The 23795-nt window shown below is 53.6% G+C and carries 21 protein-coding genes and 1 riboswitch; of the genes, 18 read left to right on the top strand and 3 right to left on the bottom strand.

The features are described 5' to 3' along the window. Positions 1-68: 68 nt before the first annotated feature. Positions 69-365 carry a YesK family protein gene (locus H583_RS0101250; protein WP_028558884.1) on the bottom strand — a complete coding sequence of 99 codons (297 nt, stop codon included), beginning with the start codon at positions 363-365 and terminating at the stop codon, positions 69-71. Between the two features lie 257 nt (positions 366-622). Continuing rightward, on the bottom strand, positions 623-988 hold the full coding sequence (locus tag H583_RS0101245) for a hypothetical protein (RefSeq protein ID WP_028558883.1): 366 nt from the start codon (positions 986-988) through the stop codon (positions 623-625). 237 nt (positions 989-1225) lie between these two features. On the opposite strand from H583_RS0101245, the gene H583_RS0101240 reads away from it, so the two are divergent. The 3 genes from H583_RS0101240 to H583_RS0101230 all read left to right on the top strand — a co-directional run bounded on the left by H583_RS0101240 (position 1226) and on the right by H583_RS0101230 (position 5613). Next, on the top strand, positions 1226-2035 hold the full coding sequence (locus H583_RS0101240) for a YwmB family TATA-box binding protein (protein ID WP_028558882.1): 810 nt from the start codon (positions 1226-1228) through the stop codon (positions 2033-2035). 292 nt (positions 2036-2327) lie between these two features. Beyond that, entirely contained in the window at positions 2328-3884 is a 1557-nt protein-coding gene (gene zwf / locus H583_RS0101235) for a glucose-6-phosphate dehydrogenase (RefSeq protein ID WP_028558881.1), read from the top strand. 142 nt (positions 3885-4026) lie between these two features. Further along, positions 4027-5613 (top strand): peptide chain release factor 3, encoded by a 1587-nt coding sequence (locus H583_RS0101230; RefSeq protein ID WP_028558880.1) that lies wholly within the window; start codon positions 4027-4029, stop codon positions 5611-5613. Positions 5614-5750: 137 nt separating this feature from the next. Here the strand turns inward: H583_RS0101230 and H583_RS31525 are convergent, their stop codons facing one another. Then, a complete protein-coding gene (locus H583_RS31525) occupies positions 5751-6116 on the bottom strand; it encodes a TM2 domain-containing protein (RefSeq protein ID WP_051235828.1) in 366 nt (121 codons plus the stop codon). Positions 6117-6345: 229 nt separating this feature from the next. On the opposite strand from H583_RS31525, the gene H583_RS0101220 reads away from it, so the two are divergent. The 15 genes from H583_RS0101220 (at position 6346) to purH (ending at position 23568) form a co-directional block, all read left to right on the top strand. After that, positions 6346-7509: a LacI family DNA-binding transcriptional regulator gene (locus H583_RS0101220; RefSeq protein WP_051235826.1), complete on the top strand. Its 1164-nt coding sequence runs from the start codon at positions 6346-6348 to the stop codon at positions 7507-7509. Positions 7510-7639: 130 nt separating this feature from the next. Further along, positions 7640-8803: a Gfo/Idh/MocA family protein gene (locus H583_RS0101215; RefSeq protein ID WP_028558878.1), complete on the top strand. Its 1164-nt coding sequence runs from the start codon at positions 7640-7642 to the stop codon at positions 8801-8803. A 24-nt stretch (positions 8804-8827) separates the two neighbouring features. Then, complete coding sequence (locus tag H583_RS0101210) at positions 8828-9553, top strand: ThuA domain-containing protein (RefSeq protein ID WP_028558877.1); 726 nt, start codon at positions 8828-8830, stop codon at positions 9551-9553. 100 nt (positions 9554-9653) lie between these two features. Beyond that, entirely contained in the window at positions 9654-10742 is a 1089-nt protein-coding gene (locus H583_RS0101205; RefSeq protein WP_028558876.1) for a Gfo/Idh/MocA family protein, read from the top strand. 175 nt (positions 10743-10917) lie between these two features. After that, positions 10918-11019, top strand: a riboswitch (purine riboswitch). A 272-nt stretch (positions 11020-11291) separates the two neighbouring features. Then, the gene (gene purE / locus H583_RS0101200) at positions 11292-11777 is read left to right on the top strand and encodes a 5-(carboxyamino)imidazole ribonucleotide mutase (RefSeq protein ID WP_028558875.1); all 486 of its coding nucleotides are present in this window, start codon (positions 11292-11294) and stop codon (positions 11775-11777) included. Further along, positions 11774-12949, top strand: coding sequence for a 5-(carboxyamino)imidazole ribonucleotide synthase (gene purK / locus H583_RS0101195; protein ID WP_028558874.1), 1176 nt, complete (start codon positions 11774-11776; stop codon positions 12947-12949). Before purE ends, purK begins: the two co-directional genes overlap by 4 nt. 6 nt (positions 12950-12955) lie before the next feature. Then, a complete protein-coding gene (gene purB / locus H583_RS0101190; protein WP_028558873.1) occupies positions 12956-14251 on the top strand; it encodes an adenylosuccinate lyase in 1296 nt (431 codons plus the stop codon). Positions 14252-14271: 20 nt separating this feature from the next. After that, positions 14272-15171, top strand: a complete 900-nt coding sequence (locus H583_RS0101185) for a phosphoribosylaminoimidazolesuccinocarboxamide synthase (protein ID WP_425414492.1) — start codon at positions 14272-14274, stop codon at positions 15169-15171. A gap of 147 nt (positions 15172-15318) precedes the next feature. Then, entirely contained in the window at positions 15319-15561 is a 243-nt protein-coding gene (purS, locus tag H583_RS0101180) for a phosphoribosylformylglycinamidine synthase subunit PurS (RefSeq protein ID WP_028558871.1), read from the top strand. Between the two features lie 3 nt (positions 15562-15564). After that, a complete protein-coding gene (purQ, locus tag H583_RS0101175; protein WP_028558870.1) occupies positions 15565-16260 on the top strand; it encodes a phosphoribosylformylglycinamidine synthase subunit PurQ in 696 nt (231 codons plus the stop codon). Beyond that, complete coding sequence (gene purL, locus H583_RS0101170; RefSeq protein WP_028558869.1) at positions 16238-18481, top strand: phosphoribosylformylglycinamidine synthase subunit PurL; 2244 nt, start codon at positions 16238-16240, stop codon at positions 18479-18481. Before purQ ends, purL begins: the two co-directional genes overlap by 23 nt. Next, the gene (gene purF / locus H583_RS0101165) at positions 18466-19944 is read left to right on the top strand and encodes an amidophosphoribosyltransferase (protein ID WP_028558868.1); all 1479 of its coding nucleotides are present in this window, start codon (positions 18466-18468) and stop codon (positions 19942-19944) included. The genes purL and purF overlap by 16 nt, the downstream gene beginning before the upstream one ends. Before the next feature lie 264 nt (positions 19945-20208). After that, a complete protein-coding gene (gene purM / locus H583_RS0101160; protein ID WP_028558867.1) occupies positions 20209-21252 on the top strand; it encodes a phosphoribosylformylglycinamidine cyclo-ligase in 1044 nt (347 codons plus the stop codon). After that, a complete protein-coding gene (purN, locus tag H583_RS0101155) occupies positions 21252-21887 on the top strand; it encodes a phosphoribosylglycinamide formyltransferase (RefSeq protein ID WP_028558866.1) in 636 nt (211 codons plus the stop codon). Before purM ends, purN begins: the two co-directional genes overlap by 1 nt. Positions 21888-22020: 133 nt before the next feature. After that, complete coding sequence (gene purH / locus H583_RS0101150) at positions 22021-23568, top strand: bifunctional phosphoribosylaminoimidazolecarboxamide formyltransferase/IMP cyclohydrolase (RefSeq protein WP_028558865.1); 1548 nt, start codon at positions 22021-22023, stop codon at positions 23566-23568. Positions 23569-23795 lie beyond the last annotated feature (227 nt).

The raw sequence follows: 23795 nt of genomic DNA, 5'->3' as shown, positions 1-23795 counted from the left end.
TGGATACAAAAAACACCCTGATATCGATATCGGGGTGTTTTTTAATAGCGGCAGTAGGGAACGGGAAATCAAGGAGCATCCTTGCGCCGCTTTTGATTGCCGATGTAGGCAAGCAGTGCAATTCCGATGACGCCGATTATGCTGCCGGCCCCTGCAGCCGCGCTGAGAATCCCGTATCCAAGACCGCGGAAACCGCCTGTGTTCATGCTGATAATGAACGTTACAGCGCAAAGCAGCAGAGCAACTCCCGAGGGGAGAAAAAGCAGCACCGGCTTATCCGGGGAACGCTGGTACATGAAGTGGGCAATAATCAGCAAAATAAGTGCGGCGCAACCTGCCACAGCTATTAGAAATATAAAGTCCATTGTAAACACCTTCTTGTGCGAATTTGTCCTGCTGTAAATTATACCACAATACTTATTCCCATAAATTTGAATTCACCCTGTCAAACCAGTAAAATAAAACTATGTAATAAACGTGCATACAGACAACAAAGAGGCTCTAGCTTGGAAGATTCAGCTGGGGCCTCTTCTGTTTACTGATGGATGCCGGCACGGACAGACAGGAAAATAAACTGCTCATGCGATATAAAAGCGTTTATCTGTAAGTTCTCCAAAGGGTATTAAAGGAGCAAGAAGAGGAAAGCGACCTCTTCCAGATCAAGTCCTGTCGGCGGGCCAAAGCGCGGTTGGTATCCGTTAGGTACGGAAGGCTCTGCAACGCCTTGTGGCTCCAGTGAGGTGGCTTGAATCTGCTTTTTCTGTTGCTTGCGTCCTTTCTTGCCGCTGCTCTTTCCCGCTGCGCCTGCGCTGCTGTGAGGATGGTGGTAAACATGCCGGCCTCCTTCCGGACCATTCAGGACGAGCCGTCCGTTGCGGCACGAATGCAAAATACCGAGATAACGCTGCCCCTGTTTGTTAACGGCACAAACGACATGTCCGCTAAGCGGTTGAATACGTTCTTCATTTAATGGAAAGACGGGTTCCATTCGTTAAGCACCTCCAGTGAATTCTATGAGCAGTCTATGCAGGGCAGGGCACATGCGTATAGATGGATACCCATTTTACAGTACAAGATTTTAGGCGGCTGCAACTTGTCTTGCAGGGAATGCAAAATGCAGGCAGGACAATAGCTGCTGGACAACACATGTAATCAAAACGGATACAATGTTCATCTGGTAAATTGCTTTTCAATGGATGAACCGGTTAAGGAGGAAGGGGTCAGTATGGTACATGAAATGATGCGCGGCAATTCCGGCAGGCAGCGGAAGGACAGGGGAAAGGGGATTCTTCTGGCGCTGCTTGCTGTACTCGCTCTGGGAGCGTGGCTGGTCGGTACGGAGGGCGGCAAAAAAACGATGGATACCGCAATCGGTACAAGCTCGCCGCTCCAGCATGACGCCTTGATGCTCTGGCAGTGGGCTGATCCGCTGCTGTCGGGAGGATCGGCTTCGGCTGCCTGGTCCTTTCGCTGGGATGCGAAGGGAGCGGCTGCAAGAGAGCAGGCCGATCAGGTGGCGGAGGGGCTTGGCCTCGCTGACGGTCCGGATACGCTCAAGGAGAACGGGGCGGGAGAGAAGGTTTGGCAGAGCCCGGATACAGGAGATTCTGAACGTGTAACCTTGTGGTACCGGACGCAGACAGACGGCAAGGGCGGTGACCAGGGACTGCTGGTGCTGCTCCTCGACAATACTGAAGGGACACCTCAAGGCCAAATAGAGAAATCCTACAGCAAAATTGAAGATGCGCTCAAGGGGGCTGGCGTTTCTTCTTCCCCAAGCGTTACCTTCCGGGGGATTGCGCTATCGGCAGATGCAGCCAAGAAGCTGGTAGACAAGGCGGAAGCCCAGCGGCTGGAGAGCTATTCGGACAAGCATACCTTGAGTGAGACTTACTGGACGGAGCAACTGAACAGTGTGGCGCAGAGCGGCATGTACAAGGTGAACTTGCAGCTGGCGACCCGGCAGGATCAGGAGACCGGACAGACCCGGCTCATCGGGGGCGTGCCGCTTATTACGGGCGATTATTTGCAGTAACTGCTGCCATGTAATCTTTTTTTCACTCTAGGGATATTAAAAGCTTTTTTTTGAAAATAACGCTAGATCATAGAATCTGAATGTTTTATAATTGAAAATGATTATCAATGAAAAAACCAGCCAAGGAATGGATAAATTACAGGCAAGTGATTAAAAATAATTGATGCCTTCATTAGATTTTTTTATAGACCAATTCATAGCGATTCAGGGGCATATATGCTACACTACATATCATGTAACCTGAAAATTGATGATGCAACCTATAAAATGACATAGGAGAGAATCTAGTACGATGACAGATCAACATAAATCAGAAGCTCTGGCAGCTTCAGGCGCTGTTTATTACCTATTCGGGGCGACAGGTGACCTTGCCAAGCGCAAGTTGTTCCCTGCGTTGTTCAGCTTATATAAAGAAGGCAAGCTCGCCGAGGATTTTGCAGTGGTCGGACTGGCGCGCAGAAGCCGTACAGATGAGCAATTCCAGGCTGAGGTTTATGAATCCATCAACGAATTTTGCCGGTACAAGGCGGATGATGCGGAGCTGTGGAACCGCTTTGCCCAGCATTTTGTCTATATGTCTTTGGATATTAACGATGTGGAAGGTTTTCGCGAGCTTACCCGTCTGTCAGAAAAACTGGATGAGCGCTTCGGCATTCCGGGCAACCGCCTGTTCTATCTGGCGCTCGCTCCTGAGCTGTTCGGACCGGTTTCCTTCAACCTGCGCGATGGCGGCCTGCTGGAGAGCAAGGGCTGGCACCGCGTTGTCATCGAGAAGCCGTTCGGGTACGATCTTCCGTCTGCCCAGAAGCTGAACGAACAGATCAATCAGGTATTTAAGGAAGAGGAAATTTTCCGTATAGATCATTACCTCGGCAAGGAAATGGTTCAGAATATCGAAGTGATCCGGTTTGCGAACGCATTTTTCGAGCCGCTCTGGAATAACAAGCATATTGCCAACGTGCAAATTACGCTTTCCGAGACGGTAGGCGTAGAAGACCGCGGCGGTTATTACGACAAGTCCGGCGCCCTGCGCGATATGGGACAAAATCATATGCTGCAAATGCTGACGATGATTGCCATGGAGCCGCCTAGCCGTCTGCATGGAGAGGACATCCGCGATGAGAAGGTAAAGGTGCTTCGTTCCCTTCGCCAGTACGAGACCTTTGAGGACGTCCGCAACAATGTCGTGCGCGGCCAATACTCCGAAGGCGTGCACAAAGGCAAGCCGCTTCCGGGCTACCGCCAGGAGGAATCGGTTGCGGGCGATTCGGTAACCGAGACCTATTTTGCCGCAAAGGTTGCAGTGGATAATTTCCGCTGGGCGGGTGTGCCGTTCTACATCCGGACAGGCAAGCGTCTCCCGGTTAAAACAACCGAGGTTGTGATCGAGTTCAAGAACATGCCCGAAAATGTATTGTTCGCGAGCCGTCACAATTTGGCGCCGAACCTGCTTGTTATCCGCGTTAACCCGATGGAGGGCATCTACATCAAGATTAATGCCAAGCAGCCGGGGTCGGATACACAAATTCAGCCGGTTGCCATGGAATTCTGCCAAAGCTGCCAGATCGGCATCAATACGCCAGAGGCATATGAGCGCCTGATTTATGACGCGGCCCGCGGCGACTCCACGTACTTCACGCGCTGGGATGAAGTATCCCAGGCATGGGCGTTCGTTGATCAGATCGCTGCTGCATGGCGTGACGATACATCTGATATTCGTCCGTATCCGGCAGGATCATGGGGGCCGACAGAAGCGGGCGATCTGCTCAAGCAGGACGGCTTCCGCTGGTGGCCTGTGAACGGCCAGGAAGAAGACAATGTCATTTGGATTAGCAATACAGGCAAATAACGGAGCTGTTGCCCCGTTAATATAACGCATAACAAGGGCTGGGGGTTCTTCGATCGTTGAAGAGTCTCCAGCCTTGCAGCGTAATTTTGCATGATTCGGTCATCATCAATTTACTGAATCTCAAGACGAGAGGACGGCTGGAATGAGCACGAATATAAAGGATGAAATTAAACAGGAAGTAGAGCGGAGAAGGACCTTCGCCATTATTTCTCACCCGGATGCGGGGAAAACAACGCTGACGGAAAAGCTGCTGCTGTTCGGGGGCGCGATTCGGATGGCCGGTACGGTCAAAGCGAGAAAGGCAAGCAAGCACGCGACATCCGACTGGATGGAAATCGAGAAACAGCGTGGAATCTCGGTTACATCAAGCGTTATGCAATTCGATTATCTGGGCCATCGGATAAATATTTTGGATACCCCGGGTCACCAGGACTTCAGTGAAGATACTTACCGGACACTGACAGCGGCGGACAGCGCGGTCATGCTGATCGACGTTGCCAAAGGGGTCGAGGCGCAGACGATCAAGCTGTTCCAGGTATGCCGCAAGCGCGGAATTCCGATCTTCACCTTCATCAACAAGCTCGACCGTGAAGGGCGCAGCCCGTTCGAGCTGATGGAGGAGCTGGAGCAGGTACTGGGCATCCGCTCCGTGCCGATGAACTGGCCGATCGGAATGGGACGTGACCTGTGCGGCGTGTATGACCGGATGAACAATCAGGTCGAGCTGTTCCAGGGGAATGACCACAGCAAGATTGAAGTGCGCAAGGTTGAGGACTACAATGATCCGATTATCCGTGAGATGGCGGGCGACTTCCTGCATGACCAATTGGCAGGCGAGCTGGAGCTGCTGGATGTAGCGGGCGATCCGTTCGATTATGAGAAGGTCAGCCGCGGCGAGCTGACGCCGATCTTCTTCGGCAGCGCGGTCAATAACTTTGGCGTTCAGACCTTCCTGGAGAATTTCCTCAAGCTGGCGCCTTCACCGACTCCGCGTCAAAGCACAGAGCGTCTGGTGGAGCCGACAGAGGAGAAGTTCTCCGGTTATGTATTCAAAATCCAGGCGAACATGAACCCGGCTCACCGTGACCGCATTGCGTTCCTGCGCATTTGCTCCGGCCGCTTCGAGCGCGGAATGAGTGTCAAGCACGTGCGGGTGGGCAAGGATATCAAGCTGTCCCAGCCGCAGCAGTTTTTGGCGCAGGACCGTGATATCGTTGAATCCGCATACCCTGGTGATATTATCGGCCTGTTCGATCCGGGCATCTTCCGGATTGGCGACACGTTATCCCAGGCGGGCGAGCTGAGTTTTGACGAGCTGCCGACGTTCTCGCCTGAAATTTTTGCGAAGGTTACCGTCAAGAATGCGCTCAAGCATAAACAGTACCAGAAGGGGATCGACCAGCTTACAGAGGAAGGCACGATCCAGGTGTTCAACTCGACGAGCGGGTTTGACGAGACCATTCTGGGCGTTGTCGGCCAGCTCCAGTTCGAGGTATTCGAATACCGGATGAAAGGCGAATACGGCGTAGACATTCAGCTTCACCGGATGACCTACCAATTCGCGCGCTGGCTTGTCGATGACAAGATCGATCCGTCCAAGTTCCGTATTAACTCGGTACTGGTGAAGGACAAGAAGGATAATTATGTGGCGCTCTTCGAGAATGAGTATGCGATGCGTACCGCAATCGAGAAAAATCCGACCACCAAGTTTTTAGAAATGGCGCCTTAACTATAGCAAGGCCCGCCATACAGCATCTGACGTCCCGGTGATATTCCGGAGGACTCAGAAGGCTGTGTGGCGGGCCTTTTTAAAAATATAAGAAAGTATAAGTTTCACCATTCATGGACACTACAGAGGTCCTCCGGTCAATGGACAAATACAGAAGGATGCTCATAGTAAAACAGCCGGGATTTGAATTGCTGCTGCATATCGTTATTATAGCTGTGCACCCATTTGTGAAGGTAAAAGGCATCGACCGCCCACCAGACCAGGGTCAGCGGCAGGCCGGCAATCGTCAGGGAGAGCGCGAGTTGCGCCCAGCCGCTTTTGCGTCTGCCTGTATAAAAGCGATGGCCTCCGAACAGTCCGAGGAAGTACCAGATGATATACGCAAGCACCCGGTTTTTGATCAGATGCCCGGGCGGCTCTTCGAGTGCATTCAAGTCCGGCCGTTGCGGGACAGGCTGCTGGTACGGATAGTATGGGGTTAACGCAGGAACGTTGTGGTTCATAAGACTTCACTCCCTTGTTTGCGGGTTGGATCATGTTCTTATAATGAAATTATATGGAAAATTAGACAGCATCACAAGTTCCCCATTGACATGAAACGGCTTTCATGTAACAATGTACGCGTGTACATTGTTGATTGGCACAGGGTTTGTATTTCATTTCCCGCCCTTGCCCTGTGTCAATAAAGCGGAATAACTTGCTTAAGCGGATTGCCTGTGTTGCAGCAGGCGGATGTTCGCTTGCACAGCACCAGGTCTGTCCGCGCAAACGAAAGTGGAGGAATGCAATATAGGCAGCAGAAAAGAAGTCGCAAAGCTGGCCGGCGTGTCAGAAGCAACAGTATCAAGAGTATTGAACGGTGTTGGCCCGATTCGGGAGGAAACGAAGCTGAAGGTGCTGGAGGCGGCCCGGCAGCTCAACTACGTGCCGAATGTTCTGGCGCAGCAGCTTGCCCGCAGGAGAAGCGGGAACCTGGGGGTCATCTTGCCCTATGTACCAAAGGTCAAGCTGTTCTCTGCCTATTATTTCGCTGAGATTTTGAGCGGAATCGGCGAGACGGCAAGGCGGATGGGCTATGACCTGCTGATCATCCCGCTGTCCCCGGTCGAGGCGCGCAGCTATACGAACCTGTTCCAGACGCAGAAGGTCGATGCCTGCATTATGCTGGGCTCGCAGGATACGGCTGAGGAGCGGGGGGCGCTCAGACAGCTTCATGAGGGCGGCTATCCGTTCTGTCTGGTGAATCAGCGCTTCGATGACGAGCCGTTCAAGACGATTGAGGCTGATCATGTCAAAGGCGGACAGCTTGCCGCTTCCCATCTGATCGGGAGGGGCTGCCGGCGCATTGCCTTCCTCAACGGCCCGGATGCCTATTCCAACAGCCGTGACCGGATGAAGGGCTACAGTCTGGCGCTGCAGAAGCATGGCATTGCAATGGATAATGAGCTGCTGTACCGCGGGAACTACAGCCGCACGAGCGGCTACCAGTATGCGGAGCAGCTTGCGGAGGCAGTCCGGGCTGGCCGCGTAGACGGCATTGTGGCGGCGAATGACCGGATGGCGATCGGTCTGCTCCAGGGTTTGCGGGAGCACGGTATTGAACCGGGCAAGGACGCAGCCCTGATCGGTTACGATGATGCGGATGGCGCCCGGTTTACAGAACCGCAGCTTTCCTCCGTAGCGGTTCCCTTCTACGAGATGGGAGAGCAGGCTGCACAGTGGCTGCTGGATAGCTTGAGTGAACCGGGCGCCCAGCCGGATTCGTCGGCTTCAGCGGAAGGACAGTCTGTGCAAGGGGCAGGGGATGCTGTGCGTCCTGTCATTCAGCTTCCGGTCCGGCTTGTTCCCAGAGCGTCATCGCTTCGTTATCCGGATTTGGAATCCGGACAGCTGTAGATGTGCAGGAATGGGAAACAGGCAGCCTGCTGCTGTAATGTCAGTTTCGCAGCGAATTGCAAGCCAATAATGAATTAGATTCGATATAGGTCATACAATACATTCATTCAATCGGGAGAGGTGCAGGTTCATGAGTAATGTTCGTATTGGCATGGTTGGCTATAAATTTATGGGGAAGGCGCACAGCAATGCATACCGCGCTTTGCCGATGTTTTTCCCGGATGTGCTGAAGCCGGAGCCGAAGGTCATTTGCGGGCGTGATCCGCAGGCTGTCGAGCAGGCCAGAGCACAATTCGGATGGGAGAGCGCAGTGACAGACTGGCGCGACCTGGTCAGCCGAGATGACATTGATCTGGTCGACATTAATGCGCCAAGCGATGCGCATAAGGAGATTGCACTGGCAGCGGCGGCAAACGGCAAGCATATTTTCTGCGAGAAGCCGCTCGCGCTCGATCTGAAGGATTCCAAGGAAATGCTGGAGGCTGCCGAGAAGGCGGGCATCAAGCATATGGTCGGCTTCAACTACCGGTTCGCTCCGGCTGTGCAACTGGCGAAGAAGCTTGTCAGCGAAGGACGCATCGGCAAGGTATATCATTACCGCGCCTGGTTTTTGCAGGACTGGATCATCGATGAGCAATTCCCGCTTGTATGGCGGCTGCAAAAGGAAATCGCCGGTTCTGGTTCGCATGGTGATCTGGGTGCGCATTGCATCGATTTGGCCCGCTACCTGGTCGGGGAGTTCAAGGAAGTCATCGGCATGAGCGAAACGTTCGTGAAGCAGCGTCCGCTGCCGTCCGAGATGACGGGGCTGACTGCCAAGGGAAGCAAGGATGCACCGTTGGGCGATGTGACCGTTGATGATGCAACCCTGTTCATGACCCGCTTCGAGAACGGCGCGCTGGGCAGCTTTGAAGCAACCCGCTTTGCCGCCGGGCACCGCTGTACGAATTCTTTTGAAATCAACGGCAGCAAGGGAAGCATCAAGTTTGATTTTGAGCGGCTGAATGAGCTGGAGGTGTTTTTCACCGAGGACCATGAGGATGTACAGGGCTTCCGCCGCGTACTGGTTACGGATGCGCCGCATGCCTACATGGACGCCTGGTGGCCGACTGGTCATACGATCGGTTATGAACATACCTTCACCCATGAAATGCATGAAATGATGAAAGCGATAGAGGAGGACCGCCAGCCGGTTCCGAACTTCGTCGACGGCGTGAAATGCCAGGAAATTCTTGAAGCGGTTGATCGTTCGATTGAGGAGCGCCGCTGGGTTTCGATCGAGGAAATGGAATAACAAATAGAAAGGGAGGCGTTAAATGTGAAAAAAGCATTGATCGTATGGGGCGGCTGGGACGGACATGAGCCGCAGCAGGTGGCCGGAATTTTTTCGGATGTGCTGAAGCAGGAACAATTTGAAGTAGAAGTTTCAGATACCTTGGAGGCATTCGCGGATGCGGAGAAGCTGAAAGGGCTTGACCTGATCATTCCGGTATGGACGATGGGCCGGATCGAGCAGCAACTGGTCGATAATGTATCGGCGGCGGTTCAGAGCGGTGTCGGACTGGCTGGCTGTCACGGCGGAATGTGCGATGCATTCCGTGAAAATGTTGACTGGCAGTTCATGACTGGCGGCAACTGGGTCGCTCACCCGGGCAATGATGGTACGGAATACGTTGTTAACATCAAGCAGAGCTCCAGCCCGCTGGTGGAAGGAATGAAGGACTTCACGGTGAAGTCCGAGCAATATTACCTCCATGTCGATCCTGCCGTTGAAGTGCTGGCGACGACCCGCTTCCCGATCTCCGATGGCCCTCATGCAGCGAATGGGGCAGTAGATATGCCGGTCGCCTGGACGAAGCGCTGGGGAATCGGCCGCGTCTATTACAACTCACTGGGCCATGTCGCGAATATTGTGGATATGCCGGAAGTGAAGGAAATGATGCGCCGCGGCTTCCTGTGGACTGCGGAAGGCAAGGAGAACGCAGCCCGCCAGGGACTTGAGGCAGGTGCGGCTTATACAGGCATGGCGGATAACCAGTTGTAAAAAAAGTGTAAAGAGGCGGTATGGGGTGAACTGGCCGCAGCAACTTCAGATAAACGTTCAGTTCATAAATATTTCCCAGGAGAGGGACGGAAGACGAGCGATGGAAAAGATGAAGGTAGGCATTATCGGATGCGGCAATATTAGCCGAATCTATTTTGAGAATCTGCAAAAATACGATGAGGTTGAAGTGTACGCCTGTGCGGATCTGGACATCAGCCGCGCAGAAGCGCGGGCGGCCGAGTTCGGCGTGCCGAAGGGCTGCTCGGTAGAAGAGCTGATCACGGATCCTGAGGTGGAGATCGTCGTTAACCTGACGATTCCCCAGGCTCATGCCGCAGTATCCATCCAGGCGCTGGAGGCCGGCAAGCATGTCTACGTAGAAAAGCCGCTGGCTGTTACCCGCGAGGAAGGGCTGAAAATGCTGGAGACGGCCCGCAGCAAGGGGCTGCGCCTGGCAAGTGCCCCGGAGACGTTCCTGGGCGGCGGCATTCAGACCTGCCGCAAACTCATTGATGATGGTGCAATCGGCACTCCAATATCCGTAAGCGGCTTTATGTTGTCTGGAGGCCATGAGAGCTGGCATCCGGATCCTGCTTTCTATTATCAGATCGGCGGTGGTCCAATGTTCGATATGGGACCGTACTATTTGACTGCATTTGTAACTCTGCTTGGCCCGATACGCCGCGTAACCGGCTCAGCAGTCATCTCCTATCCGGAGCGGACGATTACCAGCGAGCCAAAGCGCGGACAGAAGATCAAGGTGGAGACGCCGACTCACCTGGCCGGTGTTCTGGACTTCGAAAGCGGAGCAGTGGGCACGCTCATTACTAGCTTTGATACAATGGGCGGAACCTCGCTGCCGAATATCGAGATTCACGGCAGCGCCGGTTCACTGCTTGTTCCGGATCCGAACGGCTTCGGCGGTACGGTGAAGCTGCGGCGGGTGGGAAGCCATGAGTGGGAGGAAATCCCGCTGACTCATGGATATACCGACAATAACCGCGGTATCGGTGTTGCCGATATGGCCCGGGCCATCCGTGAGGGCGGACAGCATCGCGCCAATGGAGAAATGGCGTATCACGTGCTGGAGGCGATGCACGGCTTCCACGATGCTTCGACCGAAGGACGCCATTATGTGATGCAGAGCAGCTGCCAGCGTCCAGCGCCTATGCCGTCATTAGCACCCTGATAACTGGGAAAAAGATGAATATGTCATATATGCTCCCGTCCACTGGACGGGAGTTTGTTTTAAACACGAACTTTCACTTCTAAAATAATTGGAATGTTCGTGTTTTGGCGTTGACAAGCCTTGTAAGGATTGCTAAACTAAAAGAGGTTATTTTGGGAGAAAGCATTCCCGGCCGCTGTCGAAATTTGAAATGACTCGTATAAATTTGGGGATATGGCCCGAAAGTTTCTACCCGAGAACCTTAAATTTTCGGACTACGAGCATTGTATAAGGAACAGGTTGTCTCTACACAAGGGACAGCCTTGTGCTTTCTTTTTGCTACGTTCCTTCTCATTGCTTGTTTTGTCCCTCAGTCGTGCAGTTCAATAACAGCACAGCGGCTGGGTTTTTCTGTTTTAATGAGGATTTTTATTGTGAAAACTAAGATTTGATATGGCTAATCGCCGAACATTCTTATTTTTTATTCCGCGAAACGTTCGCTGCTCTGGGATTTGAGGGAAGCAGCAGTTCGCGCTTATCCTATACTTTAAATGGAAAGTGGGTTATGACATGTCTCCGAAAGTCGGCGTCATCATGGGCAGCAAGTCAGATTGGGATACGATGAAGTTAGCCTGTGACGTTCTGGACGAATTGGGAATCAGCTATGAGAAGAAGGTTGTATCGGCGCATCGGACGCCGGATTTGATGTTTGAATATGCGGAAACGGCTGCTGAGCGCGGATTGAAGGTTATCATCGCGGGAGCAGGCGGTGCCGCGCATTTGCCCGGTATGGTCGCTGCGAAGACGGCTCTACCGGTTATTGGCGTTCCCGTCAAATCATCAAATCTGAACGGCATGGATTCCCTGCTCTCGATTGTACAGATGCCGGCAGGCATTCCGGTCGCAACGGTTGCGATCGGCAATGCGGGCGGCTCCAACGCCGGGCTCCTGGCGGCGCAGATTCTCGGCGCATTCGATCCTGAGGTGCAGGCGCGTGTTGTTGCCCGCCGCGAGCAGACGAAGCAGGCTGTGCTGGAAAGCAGTGAAACTCTATGACGCAGAGCGGGAATCAGGCTCAGCCGAAGATCATCCGGCCGGGTGCAACGATTGGCATTCTTGGCGGAGGCCAGCTTGGACGGATGATGGCACTGTCCGGCAGCAACATGGGCTACCGCTTCGTTGCCCTTGAGCCCGTGCAGGATGCGCCATGCGGACAGGTAGCAAGCCAGATCGTCGCGCCCTATGACGACCGCGGGGCGGCAAGGGAACTGGCGAAGCAGGCGGACGTGATCACCTATGAGTTTGAGAATGTCGACTCCGGCGTAGCTGCGATGCTGATGGAGGAATCCTACGTGCCGCAGGGCAGCCAGCTGCTGTACACGACGCAGCATCGGCTGCGCGAGAAGCGGGCGATTGAGGCGGCAGGCGTGCAGGTTGCCCCGTATGCCGAGATCGGCAGTGAGCAGGAGCTGCGGGAAGCGGTAGAGCGGCTGGGCTTGCCGAGTGTGCTCAAGACCGCGACTGGCGGTTATGACGGCAAAGGGCAATGGGTGCTCCGCAGTGAGGCGGATATTGCCCCGGCCTATGCCGAGCTCAGCCGTTCCGGCGCCCAGCTGGTGCTTGAGCAGTTTATCCGCTTCGATAAGGAGCTGTCGGTCATCGCCGCCCGCAGTCCGCTGGGTGAGATCAAGACGTTCCCGGTAGCGGAAAACATTCATGTAGATAACATTTTGCATCTGTCCATTGTCCCGGCGAGAATTTCGGCAGAGACAGCGGAGCGGGCGAGAGAGCTTGCGGTGAAGATCGCTGAAGGGCTGGGCGCAGTCGGACTGATTGCAGTGGAGATGTTCCTGACAGCAAGCGGCGAATTGTACGTGAATGAATTGGCGCCGCGTCCGCACAACAGCGGACATTATACGATGGAAGCCTGCCGGACCTCGCAGTTCGAGCAGCATGTACGGGCAATCTGCAGTCTCCCGCTCGGCGATACTTCCCTTATGACGCCAGTCGTTATGGTGAATGTGCTGGGCGAGCATGTGGAGCCGGTAATTGAACGGTTCACACAGGCGGATGCAGCGGCTGCAAGGCTCGGTGTTGCACCGAAGCTGCATTTATACGGCAAGAGCGAGGCAAAGGCAAAGCGCAAGATGGGGCATATCAACGTATTGGCCGAATCTGTAGAGCAGGCGCTGGCGTGGATCGACGAAACGAATATATGGAGGGCATAGACACATATGTTGGAACGTTATAGCAGACCGGAAATGAGAGCAATCTGGACGGAAGAGAATAAATTCAAGGCATGGCTGGAAGTGGAGCTGTGCGCATGTGAAGCATGGGTGGAGCTTGGCGTTATTCCGAAGGAAGATGTAGAAGCGCTGCGCAGCAAAGCAACCTTTGATATCGACCGGATTTATGAAATCGAGCAGGAAACACGCCATGATGTTATTGCCTTCACGCGTGCGGTATCCGAGACAGTAGGTCCGGAGCGCAAGTGGGTGCACTACGGCCTGACCTCCACAGACGTTGTGGATACAGCCAACGGATACCTGCTTCGCCAGGCAAATGAAATTTTGCTGCGCGACATCGAGCAGTTCATCGAAATTTTGCGCGACAAGGCGAAAGCCTACAAAGATACGCCGATGATGGGACGGACGCATGGCGTCCATGCCGAGCCGACTACATTTGGCCTGAAGATGGCACTGTGGTATGAAGAAATGAAACGGAATCTGGAGCGCTTCAACCATGCTGCGGATGGCGTGCAGTTTGGTAAAATCTCCGGTGCCGTGGGCACTTACGCGAACATTGATCCGTTCGTTGAGGAATTCGTATGCCGCAAGCTGGGCACGAAGCCGGCTCCAATCTCGACCCAAACGCTGCAGCGTGACCGTCATGCGGAGTACATGGCAACTTTGGCGCTGATCGCAACATCTTTGGACAAGTTTGCAACTGAAATCCGCGCCCTTCAGAAGAGTGAATTCCGCGAGGTTGAGGAAGCATTCGCCAAAGGGCAAAAAGGTTCGTCCGCAATGCCGCATAAGCGCAACCCGATCGGCAGCGAGAACATCTCCGGTCTGGCGCGCGTGATCCGCGGGCACATGGTATCCGCTTATGAGAACGTGCCGCTCTGGCATGAGCGCGACATCAGCCACTCCTCGGTTGAGCGTGTTATTTTGCCGGATGCAACAATGCTGCTGAACTACATGCTGAACCGTCTGGGCAACATCATCAAGAACCTGACGGTGTTCCCTGAAAATATGAAGCGCAACATGCAAGCGACATACGGTGTGCCGTTCTCCGGCCGCGTCATGACGAAGCTGATCGACAAGGGCTTCAGCCGTGAGCAGGCGTATGATACGGTGCAGCCGCGTGCGATGCAGGCATGGGAAGGGCAGCTCCAGTTCCGTGATATTGTCGAGTCGACTCCGGAAATTACCGAAGTGCTGTCTGCCGAAGAAATCGCAGATTGCTTTAACCCGGCTTGGCACCTGAAACATGTGAACACGATCTTTGAACGTCTTGGCTTGAACTAAGAGAGAGGAGCGGCATCCTAATGGCAACAAGCGCAATGAACAGCGAAGCCATCGCTACCGCACAGCCCTTTGTCAAGGCTCCCCTGCTGTACAAAGGGAAAGTGCGCGAGCTTTATGATCTGGGAGAGCATTTTCTGATTGTCGTAACGGACCGCATCTCCGCCTTTGACTATGTACTCGAGCCTGCGGTTCCAAACAAGGGCAATGTCCTCAACCGTCTGAGCGCTTACTGGTTCGAGCAGACTGCGGACATCATGAGCAATCATGTGGTGCATACCGATGTGGACAAGCTTGGCGATCTGATTACACGCCCTGACCTGCTGCGGGACAGAATTATGGTGACGCGCAAGGCGGAGCGGATTGATATCGAATGTGTAGTTCGCGGCTATATCACGGGAGGCGGCTGGAGACAATATGTAAAAACCTCCGCGATCAACGGGATCGAGCTGCCTGCCGGACTGCGCAAGAATGAACGCTTTCCGAATCCGATCTTCACTCCGGCGGCGAAGAATGATGTCGGCCATGACGAGGACATTCCGTTCTCCCGCATGCAAGAGATGATCGGCGCCGAGCTGGCTGAGGACCTGCGTGACCGAAGTATCCGATTGTACGAGTTCGCTCACGCTCACTGCGAGAAGCAGGGCATCATCCTGGCAGATTGCAAATTCGAATTCGGTCTCATTGACGGCGAGGTTATCGTGATCGACGAAATTTTCACCCCGGATTCCTCGCGCTTCTGGGCGAAGGACAAGTACGAGCTGGACACCGAGATCGACAGCATGGACAAGGAGCCTGTGCGCACTTATCTGCTGCAGTCGGACTGGGACCAGAGCGGTCCTCCGGCTCCGCTGCCTGAGCAGGTTGTTGCCGAAACCTCGCGCCGCTATCTGGATATTTATAAGCGGCTGACCGGGAACTAGTTTCCGGGTCAAGAAGGCAGCCCGCGAAGCCGGTCTGCCCTCAAGTTTCATTATATATGCTGCTGTTAAGGCTTTTCTTCAAGCACGAATGAAAGACCATTATAAATGAAATCAGTCATCTCTCATTTCTAGGAGGAGTAACAAGCGATGAAAGCAACCGTATATGTCACGATAAAACAAAATGTATTGGACCCTCAAGGAAGCGCTGTACAAGGAGCATTGCACACGATGGGCTTTGAAGAAGTCGGTAAGGTTCGCGTCGGCAAATATCTGGAGTTTGAACTGGACACGACAGACCGTTCCGAAGCGGAAGCGCGCCTGACAGCCATGTGTGAAAAGCTGCTTGCGAATACGGTAATTGAAGATTACCGCTTTGAATTGGAGGGCTAATCAATGAAGTTTGCAGTAATCGTATTTCCAGGCTCGAACTGTGATATCGACTGCTATAAGGCAGTAGAAGATGCGATCGGCCAGAAGGTTGATTACGTATGGCATACAGCAACAGATTTATCGGACTATGATTGCATTCTCGTACCGGGGGGCTTCTCCTACGGGGACTACTTGCGCTGCGGCGCGATCGCGCGTTTTGCACCGGTAATGAATGAGGTGGTCAAGGCGGCTGCAGCCGGCAAATACGTACTGGGTATCTGCAACGGCTTCCAGATCCTGACCGAAGCCGGCCTGCTCCCGGGCGCTTTGCTGCGCAACAACGGCATGAAATTCCGCTGCCACAATACGCAGCTTGAAGTGGTCAACAACAACACAGCCTTCACTAACCAATATGCGGCAGGCGAGATTATCAATATCCCGATCGCACATGGCGAAGGCAACTACTATTGTGATGATGCCACACTGGCTGAACTGAAAGCGAACAATCAGATTGTATTCCGCTACGCAGCGGGTACCAATCCGAACGGTTCCCTTGAAAATATCGCAGGCGTAAGCAACAAGCAGGGCAATGTAGTGGGCATGATGCCGCATCCGGAGCGTGCAATCGATCAATTGCTCGGCTCTGAGGATGGCAAACGGATGTTTACATCGATTTTGAATGCATGGAGGGAACAACATGGCGCAGCAATTAACAGCTAAGGAACCGACGCCGGAGCAGATTGCCGATCAGCAAATCTACAAACAAATGGGCGTAACGGACAAAGAATTTGAACTGATCTGCGGTTTTCTTGGACGCCAGCCAAACTATACAGAGATTGGCGTATTCAGCGTAATGTGGTCGGAGCATTGCTCCTACAAAAACTCCAAAAACGTCCTGAGACGTTTCCCGACAAGCGGACCAAAAGTATTGATGGGACCGGGCGAGGGCGCTGGTATCGTGGATATCGGCGATAATCAGGCTGTTGTATTCAAAATTGAATCCCATAACCACCCGTCGGCAATCGAGCCTTATCAGGGTGCGGCAACAGGGGTAGGCGGAATTATCCGTGACATCTTCTCCATGGGTGCCCGTCCGGTAGCATTGTTGAACAGCTTGCGCTTTGGCCGTCTGCAAAATGAGCGCGTGCGGTACCTGTTTGAGCATGTAGTCAGCGGAATCGCAGGCTATGGCAACTGTATCGGAATTCCGACAGTAGCTGGCGAAGTCATGTTCGACGAGAGCTATGAAGGCAATCCGCTTGTTAACGCGATGTGTGTCGGCCTGATCGACCATGACAAAATCCAGCGCGGTGTAGCAAAAGGAGTAGGCAACCCGGTATTCTACGTAGGCCCTGCAACCGGACGCGACGGTATTCACGGCGCAACCTTTGCCTCAGAGGAGCTGACAGAGGAGTCCGAAGCGAAGCGCCCTGCGGTACAAGTAGGCGATCCGTTTATGGAGAAGCTTGTAATGGAAGCTTGTCTGGAATTGATCGATACGGGCATCGTGCTTGGCATTCAGGACATGGGTGCAGCAGGTCTGACCTGCTCCAGCGCAGAGATGGCTTCCAAGGCAGGCAACGGTCTGGAGCTGTATCTGGATGAAGTGCCGCAGCGTGAAGAAGGCATGACACCTTATGAAATGATGCTCTCCGAATCCCAGGAGCGTATGCTGTTCGTTGTTGAGCCGAAGGATGAGGCGCAAGCTCTCGAGATTTTCGAGCGTTGGGGCATCATTTGCGCCAAGGTTGGCAAAGTAACGGATGACGGACGTCTTCGTCTGTTCCACCAAGGCGAGCAGGTAGCGGATATGCCGGTTACTGCACTCGTCGATGAGTGTCCGGTATACGACAAGCCTAGCAAGGAGCCTGCTTACTACGGTGAAAATGCGAAGGTCGATACGGCAGCTTATCCTGAAGTGAAGGACCTGACGGATGCATTGAAGCAGGTGCTGGCTTCGCCGACAGTGGCAAGCAAGGAGTGGGTTTATAACCAGTATGACTACATGGTTCGTACCAGCACGGCTGTACAGCCGGGATCGGATGCTGCGGTTGTGACCATTCACGGTACCCGCAAGGCGCTGGCGATGACCACGGATTGTAACGGACGCTATGTGTACCTGGACCCTGAAGTGGGCGGACGGATTGCTGTGGCTGAAGCTGCGCGCAATATCGTATGCTCCGGTGCAGAGCCGCTGGCGATTACGGACAACCTGAACTTCGGCAACCCGGAGAAGCCGGAAGTATTCTGGCAGATTGAAAAAGCAGTCGACGGCATGGCAGAAGCTTGCCGCGAGCTGGACACGCCGGTTATCGGCGGTAACGTGAGCTTGTACAACGAAAACGCCAAAGGCGCAATCTACCCGACACCTGTAGTCGGCATGGTCGGCCTTGTGCATGATGTGGATCACATTACAACCCAAAGCTTCAAATCCGAAGGCGACCGCATTATTCTCATCGGCAACACCAAGGCAGAGCTGGGCGGCAGCGAGCTGCAATATGTCGTGCATGGTGTGACCGAAGGACGTCCTCCGGCACTGGATCTGGCGGAAGAAAAGAAATTGCTGGATGCTGTCCTTGGCGCAATCCAGAAGGGTTATGTCGCTTCTGCGCATGACCTGTCCGAAGGCGGACTGGCAGCTGCGCTGGCAGAGTCCTGCATCAGCGGCAAGCTGGGCGCGCAAGTGAATGTACAAAGCGACTTGCGTCCGGATATCGCATTGTTTAGCGAAAGCCAATCGCGTATTTTGCTGACGGCCAAACCCGAGCAGGCAGAAACGCTGGGCAAATGGCTGGCAGAGCAAGGCGTAGCAAGCGCAGAAATCGGTGTCGTAGAAGGAACAGAACTGAGCATTCAAGTGAACGGACAGCCGGCTGTACAATCACCGGTTGAACAACTGGAGAAGGTCTGGAAGGATGCGATTCCATGTCTTATGAAGTAAGACAGCTCCCTAAGCTGTGGACTGGCGACCATTATAACGAAGGTATCGGCCGGGATGATATTTTTGACAAGCTGAGAGAGGAGTGCGGCGTGTTCGGGGTATTCGGTTACCCCGACGCTTCCGCGCTTGCTTATTACGGTCTGCATGCGCTTCAGCACCGCGGCGAGGAAAGCTGCGGAATCGCAACAGTGGATTCTGAGAGCAAAGGCTTCCACTATCATCGCGGTATGGGCCTGGTCAAGGAAGTATTCCAGCAGTCCCAGCTTGATGAGCTGGCTGGCGACAGAGCCATCGGCCATGTGCGTTATTCGACATCCGGCTCCAGTAAGCTGGCGAATGCACAGCCTCTGATCTTCAAATACAGAGACGGCGATCTTGCAGTTGCAACCAACGGCAATATCGTCAATGCTCCTGAAATCCGGCATGAGCTGGAGATGCAGGGCTCGATCTTTCAGACTACGAGTGATACGGAAGTTATTGCGCATTTAATTGCGCGTTCGCCGAAGGACTTTGTCACGGCGACGAAGGAAGCGCTGCAGCGGATTACCGGCGGATTCGCCTTCCTGATTATGACCAACGACAAGCTGATTGTCGCTTCTGACCCGAACGGCCTGCGCCCGCTTTGTATGGGGCGTCTTGGCAACGGCTATGTTTTCGCCTCCGAGACCTGTGCACTGGAGACCGTAGGGGCGGTCTATGAGCGTGATGTGCAGCCGGGCGAAATGCTGGTTCTGGACAGCGCCGACATGACCGAGGATTCTTATGCGGTCATGGAGCGCCGCGCTATTTGCTCGATGGAATACATTTATTTTGCCCGCCCGGATTCGGATATTAACGGTATCAACCTCCATTCTGCACGCAAGCGGATGGGTTACCAGATGGCGATGGAATCCTTTGTGGATGCGGATGTTGTCACAGGTGTACCGGATTCCAGTATTTCCGCGGCGATCGGCTATGCCGAGCAGACGGGCATCCCGTATGAGCTTGGACTGATCAAAAATAAATATACAGGTCGGACCTTCATCCAGCCTTCTCAGGAGCTGCGCGAAAAAGGTGTCAAGATGAAGCTGAGCGCGGTGCGCAAGGTTGTTGAAGGCAAGCGGGTTGTCATGATCGATGACTCAATCGTGCGCGGTACGACCTCCCGGCGCATTGTGAATATGCTGCGTGAAGCGGGAGCGACCGAGGTGCATGTGCGCATTACTTCGCCGCCTTTTGCCAACCCGTGCTACTACGGTATTGATACGCCTGACCGCAAGGAACTTATTGCATCGGAGATGACAGCGGAGGAGATTTGCAAGGTGATTAACGCGGATTCCCTCGCTTTTATCAGCAATGAAGGCTTCATTGAATCGGTGGGCGGCAATGACGGCGAGTACAAGCGGGGCATGTGCATGGCCTGCTTCGACAATGATTACCCGACAGTAATCGATGCGGAATCGGAAAAAAGCTGCAGCTGCTAAGACAGCCGTGGTCTGGAGCCGAAGATGAATCGGTAGCTTGCCGGAACTTTATAGACAGGCTTTAAGAGAGCCACAAGTGGAGTGCCTGAATTGGGTGAAATGGGATCGAACATGATTTGGGCTTTGGAGTCCTCAGCTATAAGCATGAGTGTCTTTAACGTCAAAAGCCTTAAACGTAATATAGCCTCAAACGTAATACAGCCTCAAACGGAATAAGTGAACGGTGAACGCGGATATTTCAATCTTGATAGGGAGTTGAATCGAGTGGCTGAAGCATACAAGCAGGCCGGAGTCGACATTGCCGCGGGCAATGAAGCGGTCGAGCGCATGAAAAAGCACGTGAAGAAGACATTTCGTCCGGAAGTACTGACGGATTTGGGTGGCTTTGGCGGCTTATTCGGACTGAACAAGGACAAGTATGAGGAGCCTGTACTCGTATCGGGCACAGACGGCGTCGGCACGAAGCTGATGCTGGCATTTGCCATGGACAAGCATGACACAATCGGTATTGATGCGGTTGCCATGTGTGTGAACGATATTGTCGTACAAGGGGCGGAGCCGCTCTTCTTCCTCGATTATCTGGCTTGCGGCAAGGTTGTGCCGGAGAAGATCGAAGCGATCGTCAAAGGCATTGCTGACGGCTGCGTGCAATCCGGCTGTGCGCTTATTGGCGGGGAAACAGCTGAAATGCCGGGCATGTACAGCGAGGAAGAATACGATATCGGCGGATTTACAGTAGGTGTTGTCGACAAGAAGAAAATTATCGACGGCAAAACGATCGCTCCTGGCGATGTCCTGATCGGTCTTGCTTCCAGCGGTATCCACAGCAACGGCTTCTCTCTTGTCCGCAAGCTTCTGCTTGAGAAGTGCGGTTATGCACTGACGGATGAGCTGCCTGAGCTTGGCGGCAAACATCTTGGCGATGTGCTGATCGAGCCGACCAAGCTGTATGTGAAGCCGGTGCTTGCTCTGATCGAGAAAATCAAGGTGAAGGGTATGGCTCATATTACCGGGGGCGGCTTCATCGAGAATATTCCGCGTGTGCTGCCAGAGGGCGTGAACGCTCACATCGAATACGGCTCCTGGCCGATTCAGCCGATCTTCCAGCTGATGCAGGAAAAAGGCGCAATCACAAACCGCGACATGTTCACTACTTTCAACATGGGTGTGGGAATGGTTGTTGTTGTTCCGGCGGATCAGGCAGAGGAAGCGCTTCGTATTGCAGGCGAGCTTGGCGAGCAGGCTTACCGGATCGGGACCGTTACAGAGGGCAACCGCATTGTTACCTTTACGGGGGCGGAAGTCTGATGGCGGGTTTGAAAATCGCCGTATTTGCTTCCGGGCAGGGAACGAACTTCCAGGCTTTGGCCGATGCGGTGAAAGAAGGGCGGCTCGATGGTTCCATCGAGCTTCTTGTTTGTGATAAGCCGCAGGCTCCGGTCGTAGAACGGGCCGAGTTTGCCGGCATCGAGACATGGCTGTTCAAGCCTAAGGAATATGCTTCCCGTGAAGCATATGAGACGGAAATTCTGGCGGAGCTTGAGCGCCGCGGCATCGAGCTGATCGTGCTGGCAGGCTATATGCGCATTCTCACCCCTGTATTGGTGGAGCCGTATTATGGGCGGATGATCAATATTCATCCATCACTGCTCCCGGCGTTCCCCGGGGTGAACGGTATTGGACAAGCGCTGGCGTATGGCGTAAAAATGACAGGCGTCACCGTGCACTACGTGGATGGCGGCCTGGACAGCGGTCCGATTATTGCCCAGCGCGCCGTCGAGGTAGCGGATGACGATACGGAAGAAACGCTTGCCCCGCGAATTCACGCGGCGGAGCAAGCGCTGCTTCCATGGGTTGTGCAGCAGATTGCACATGGACGGGTACAACTGGACGGACGCAAGGTGAACCTGTCTCTGGCAGGGACAGCAATTGCAACGAATTAATCAGACAGCGGTTCATGTATACGGTGGCACAAACCGTTGTTTTGATATAAACCGCTGTCCTGACATAAACCGGCAGGCGGCAGCTTGCAGGCATGTACGGCAAATTTTATCCATTTCAGGAGGGTGACAAGCGTTGGCTATCAAAAGAGCGTTAATCAGTGTATCGGACAAAACAGGCATTGTAGAGTTTTCACGCGAGTTATCGAAGCTTGGCGTAGAAATTATTTCGACAGGCGGCACAGCTACACTTCTGGAGAAGGAAGGCGTTCCGGTAATCGGCATCTCCGATGTGACGGGCTTCCCTGAAATTATGGACGGCCGCGTTAAAACCCTGCATCCGGCTGTACACAGCGGATTGCTGGCTGTTCGGGATAATGAAGAGCATCAGAAATCGATGAAGGAGCTTGGTTTGGACTACATCGATCTCGTCATTGTGAACCTGTATCCATTCCAGCAGACGATTGCGAAGCCGGATGTATCCTATGAGGAAGCAATCGAGAATATCGATATCGGCGGACCCACGATGCTGCGCTCTGCTGCGAAAAACCATGCGTTCGTAACCGTTGTTGTAGATGCTGCGGATTATGCTGCTGTTCTGGAAGAAGTCCGTGCCGGAGAAGATACTACGCTGGAGACGCGCAAGCGCCTGGCCGCCAAAGTATTCCGCCACACGGGAGCTTATGATGCGCTGATCTCGGATTATCTGTCCAAGCAGACGGGCGAGCCGCTTCCTGAGCGTTATACCGTAACGTACGAGAAGGTACAGGATCTGCGCTACGGCGAGAACCCGCACCAGAAGGCCGCCTTCTACCGCAAGCCGCTTGCTGAGCAGGGCAACATTACGACAGCTGAGCAGTTGCACGGCAAGGAACTGTCCTATAACAACATCAATGATGCCAACGCTGCGCTCTCAATCGTCAAGGAATTCACTGAGCCTGCGGTTGTAGCGGTCAAGCATATGAACCCTTGCGGCGTCGGAATCGGCAAGGACATTCATGAAGCTTACCAAAAAGCATACGCTGCTGACCCGACATCCATCTTCGGAGGAATTGTTGCTGCCAACCGTACGGTTGATGAAGCAACTGCATTGCTGCTCAAGGAGATTTTCCTTGAAATCATCATTGCGCCGGATTTCACGCCTGCTGCATTCGAGATTCTGTCAGCGAAGAAGAACATTCGACTGCTCAAACTTGGCGAGCTGACCAGCTCCGCAGACCGCAAGCCGGAATGGCTCGTGACGAGCGTAGACGGCGGCATGCTCGTACAGGAGAGCGATGTACACAGCATTTCCGAAGCGGACCTGAAGGTTGTGACCAACCGCCAGCCAACAGAAGAAGAGCTGAAGCAGCTGCTGTTCGGATGGAAGATCGTGAAGCATGTAAAATCCAATGCGATTCTGCTCGCGGCTGACAACATGACCGTTGGCGTAGGCGCAGGGCAAATGAACCGTGTAGGCGCGGCTCGTATTGCCATTGACCAGGCTGGCGAAAAGGCAAAAGGAGCAATTCTCGCTTCCGATGCATTCTTCCCAATGGGCGATACGCTGGAACTGGCCGCCAAAGCGGGCATTACAGCAGTTATTCAGCCGGGAGGCTCCATCCGTGATGAAGAGTCCATTGCAGTAGCCAATGCGCATAACATTGCGATGGTCGTAACGGGCGTCAGACACTTCAAGCACTAATACAGCACGCAGATACGGATATGAAGACAAGGAGCAACTGGTAAAGTTGATTAAGCCGATTAAATCGGTTAAACCGGTTTAACCAGTTAAGCTTGTTAGCTTTCAATCCCGTTAATCTGTGACCACATAAATAATCAATTGCATGAATCATACAGCTGGTTAAAAGTAAGCGGCATGAATGATGCAAAAAACCGCATCCGGCAGAACGCCCTTCGCATCGTTGGCGC

It is taken from the genome of Paenibacillus pinihumi DSM 23905 = JCM 16419, from assembly GCF_000422505.1.
Taxonomy (GTDB): Bacteria; Bacillota; Bacilli; order Paenibacillales; family Paenibacillaceae; genus Paenibacillus_D; species Paenibacillus_D pinihumi.
The sequence above is the reverse complement of the archived record's forward strand: the minus strand, read 5'-3'. Positions and strand labels throughout refer to the sequence as shown.

Coding starts and splice junctions, on each gene's coding strand:
- purQ (WP_028558870.1), top strand. CDS start 15,565: ATGAAGTTTGCAGTAATCGTATTTCCAGGCTCGAACTGTGATATCGAC.
- purL (WP_028558869.1), top strand. CDS start 16,238: ATGGCGCAGCAATTAACAGCTAAGGAACCGACGCCGGAGCAGATTGCC.
- H583_RS0101205 (WP_028558876.1), top strand. CDS start 9,654: ATGGAAAAGATGAAGGTAGGCATTATCGGATGCGGCAATATTAGCCGA.
- H583_RS0101250 (WP_028558884.1), bottom strand. CDS start 365: ATGGACTTTATATTTCTAATAGCTGTGGCAGGTTGCGCCGCACTTATT.
- H583_RS31525 (WP_051235828.1), bottom strand. CDS start 6,116: ATGAACCACAACGTTCCTGCGTTAACCCCATACTATCCGTACCAGCAG.
- H583_RS0101245 (WP_028558883.1), bottom strand. CDS start 988: ATGGAACCCGTCTTTCCATTAAATGAAGAACGTATTCAACCGCTTAGC.
- purN (WP_028558866.1), top strand. CDS start 21,252: ATGGCGGGTTTGAAAATCGCCGTATTTGCTTCCGGGCAGGGAACGAAC.
- purE (WP_028558875.1), top strand. CDS start 11,292: ATGTCTCCGAAAGTCGGCGTCATCATGGGCAGCAAGTCAGATTGGGAT.
- purB (WP_028558873.1), top strand. CDS start 12,956: ATGTTGGAACGTTATAGCAGACCGGAAATGAGAGCAATCTGGACGGAA.
- H583_RS0101220 (WP_051235826.1), top strand. CDS start 6,346: ATGTTCGCTTGCACAGCACCAGGTCTGTCCGCGCAAACGAAAGTGGAG.
- H583_RS0101185 (WP_425414492.1), top strand. CDS start 14,272: ATGGCAACAAGCGCAATGAACAGCGAAGCCATCGCTACCGCACAGCCC.
- purF (WP_028558868.1), top strand. CDS start 18,466: ATGTCTTATGAAGTAAGACAGCTCCCTAAGCTGTGGACTGGCGACCAT.
- H583_RS0101240 (WP_028558882.1), top strand. CDS start 1,226: ATGGTACATGAAATGATGCGCGGCAATTCCGGCAGGCAGCGGAAGGAC.
- H583_RS0101215 (WP_028558878.1), top strand. CDS start 7,640: ATGAGTAATGTTCGTATTGGCATGGTTGGCTATAAATTTATGGGGAAG.
- purK (WP_028558874.1), top strand. CDS start 11,774: ATGACGCAGAGCGGGAATCAGGCTCAGCCGAAGATCATCCGGCCGGGT.
- zwf (WP_028558881.1), top strand. CDS start 2,328: ATGACAGATCAACATAAATCAGAAGCTCTGGCAGCTTCAGGCGCTGTT.
- purS (WP_028558871.1), top strand. CDS start 15,319: ATGAAAGCAACCGTATATGTCACGATAAAACAAAATGTATTGGACCCT.
- H583_RS0101230 (WP_028558880.1), top strand. CDS start 4,027: ATGAGCACGAATATAAAGGATGAAATTAAACAGGAAGTAGAGCGGAGA.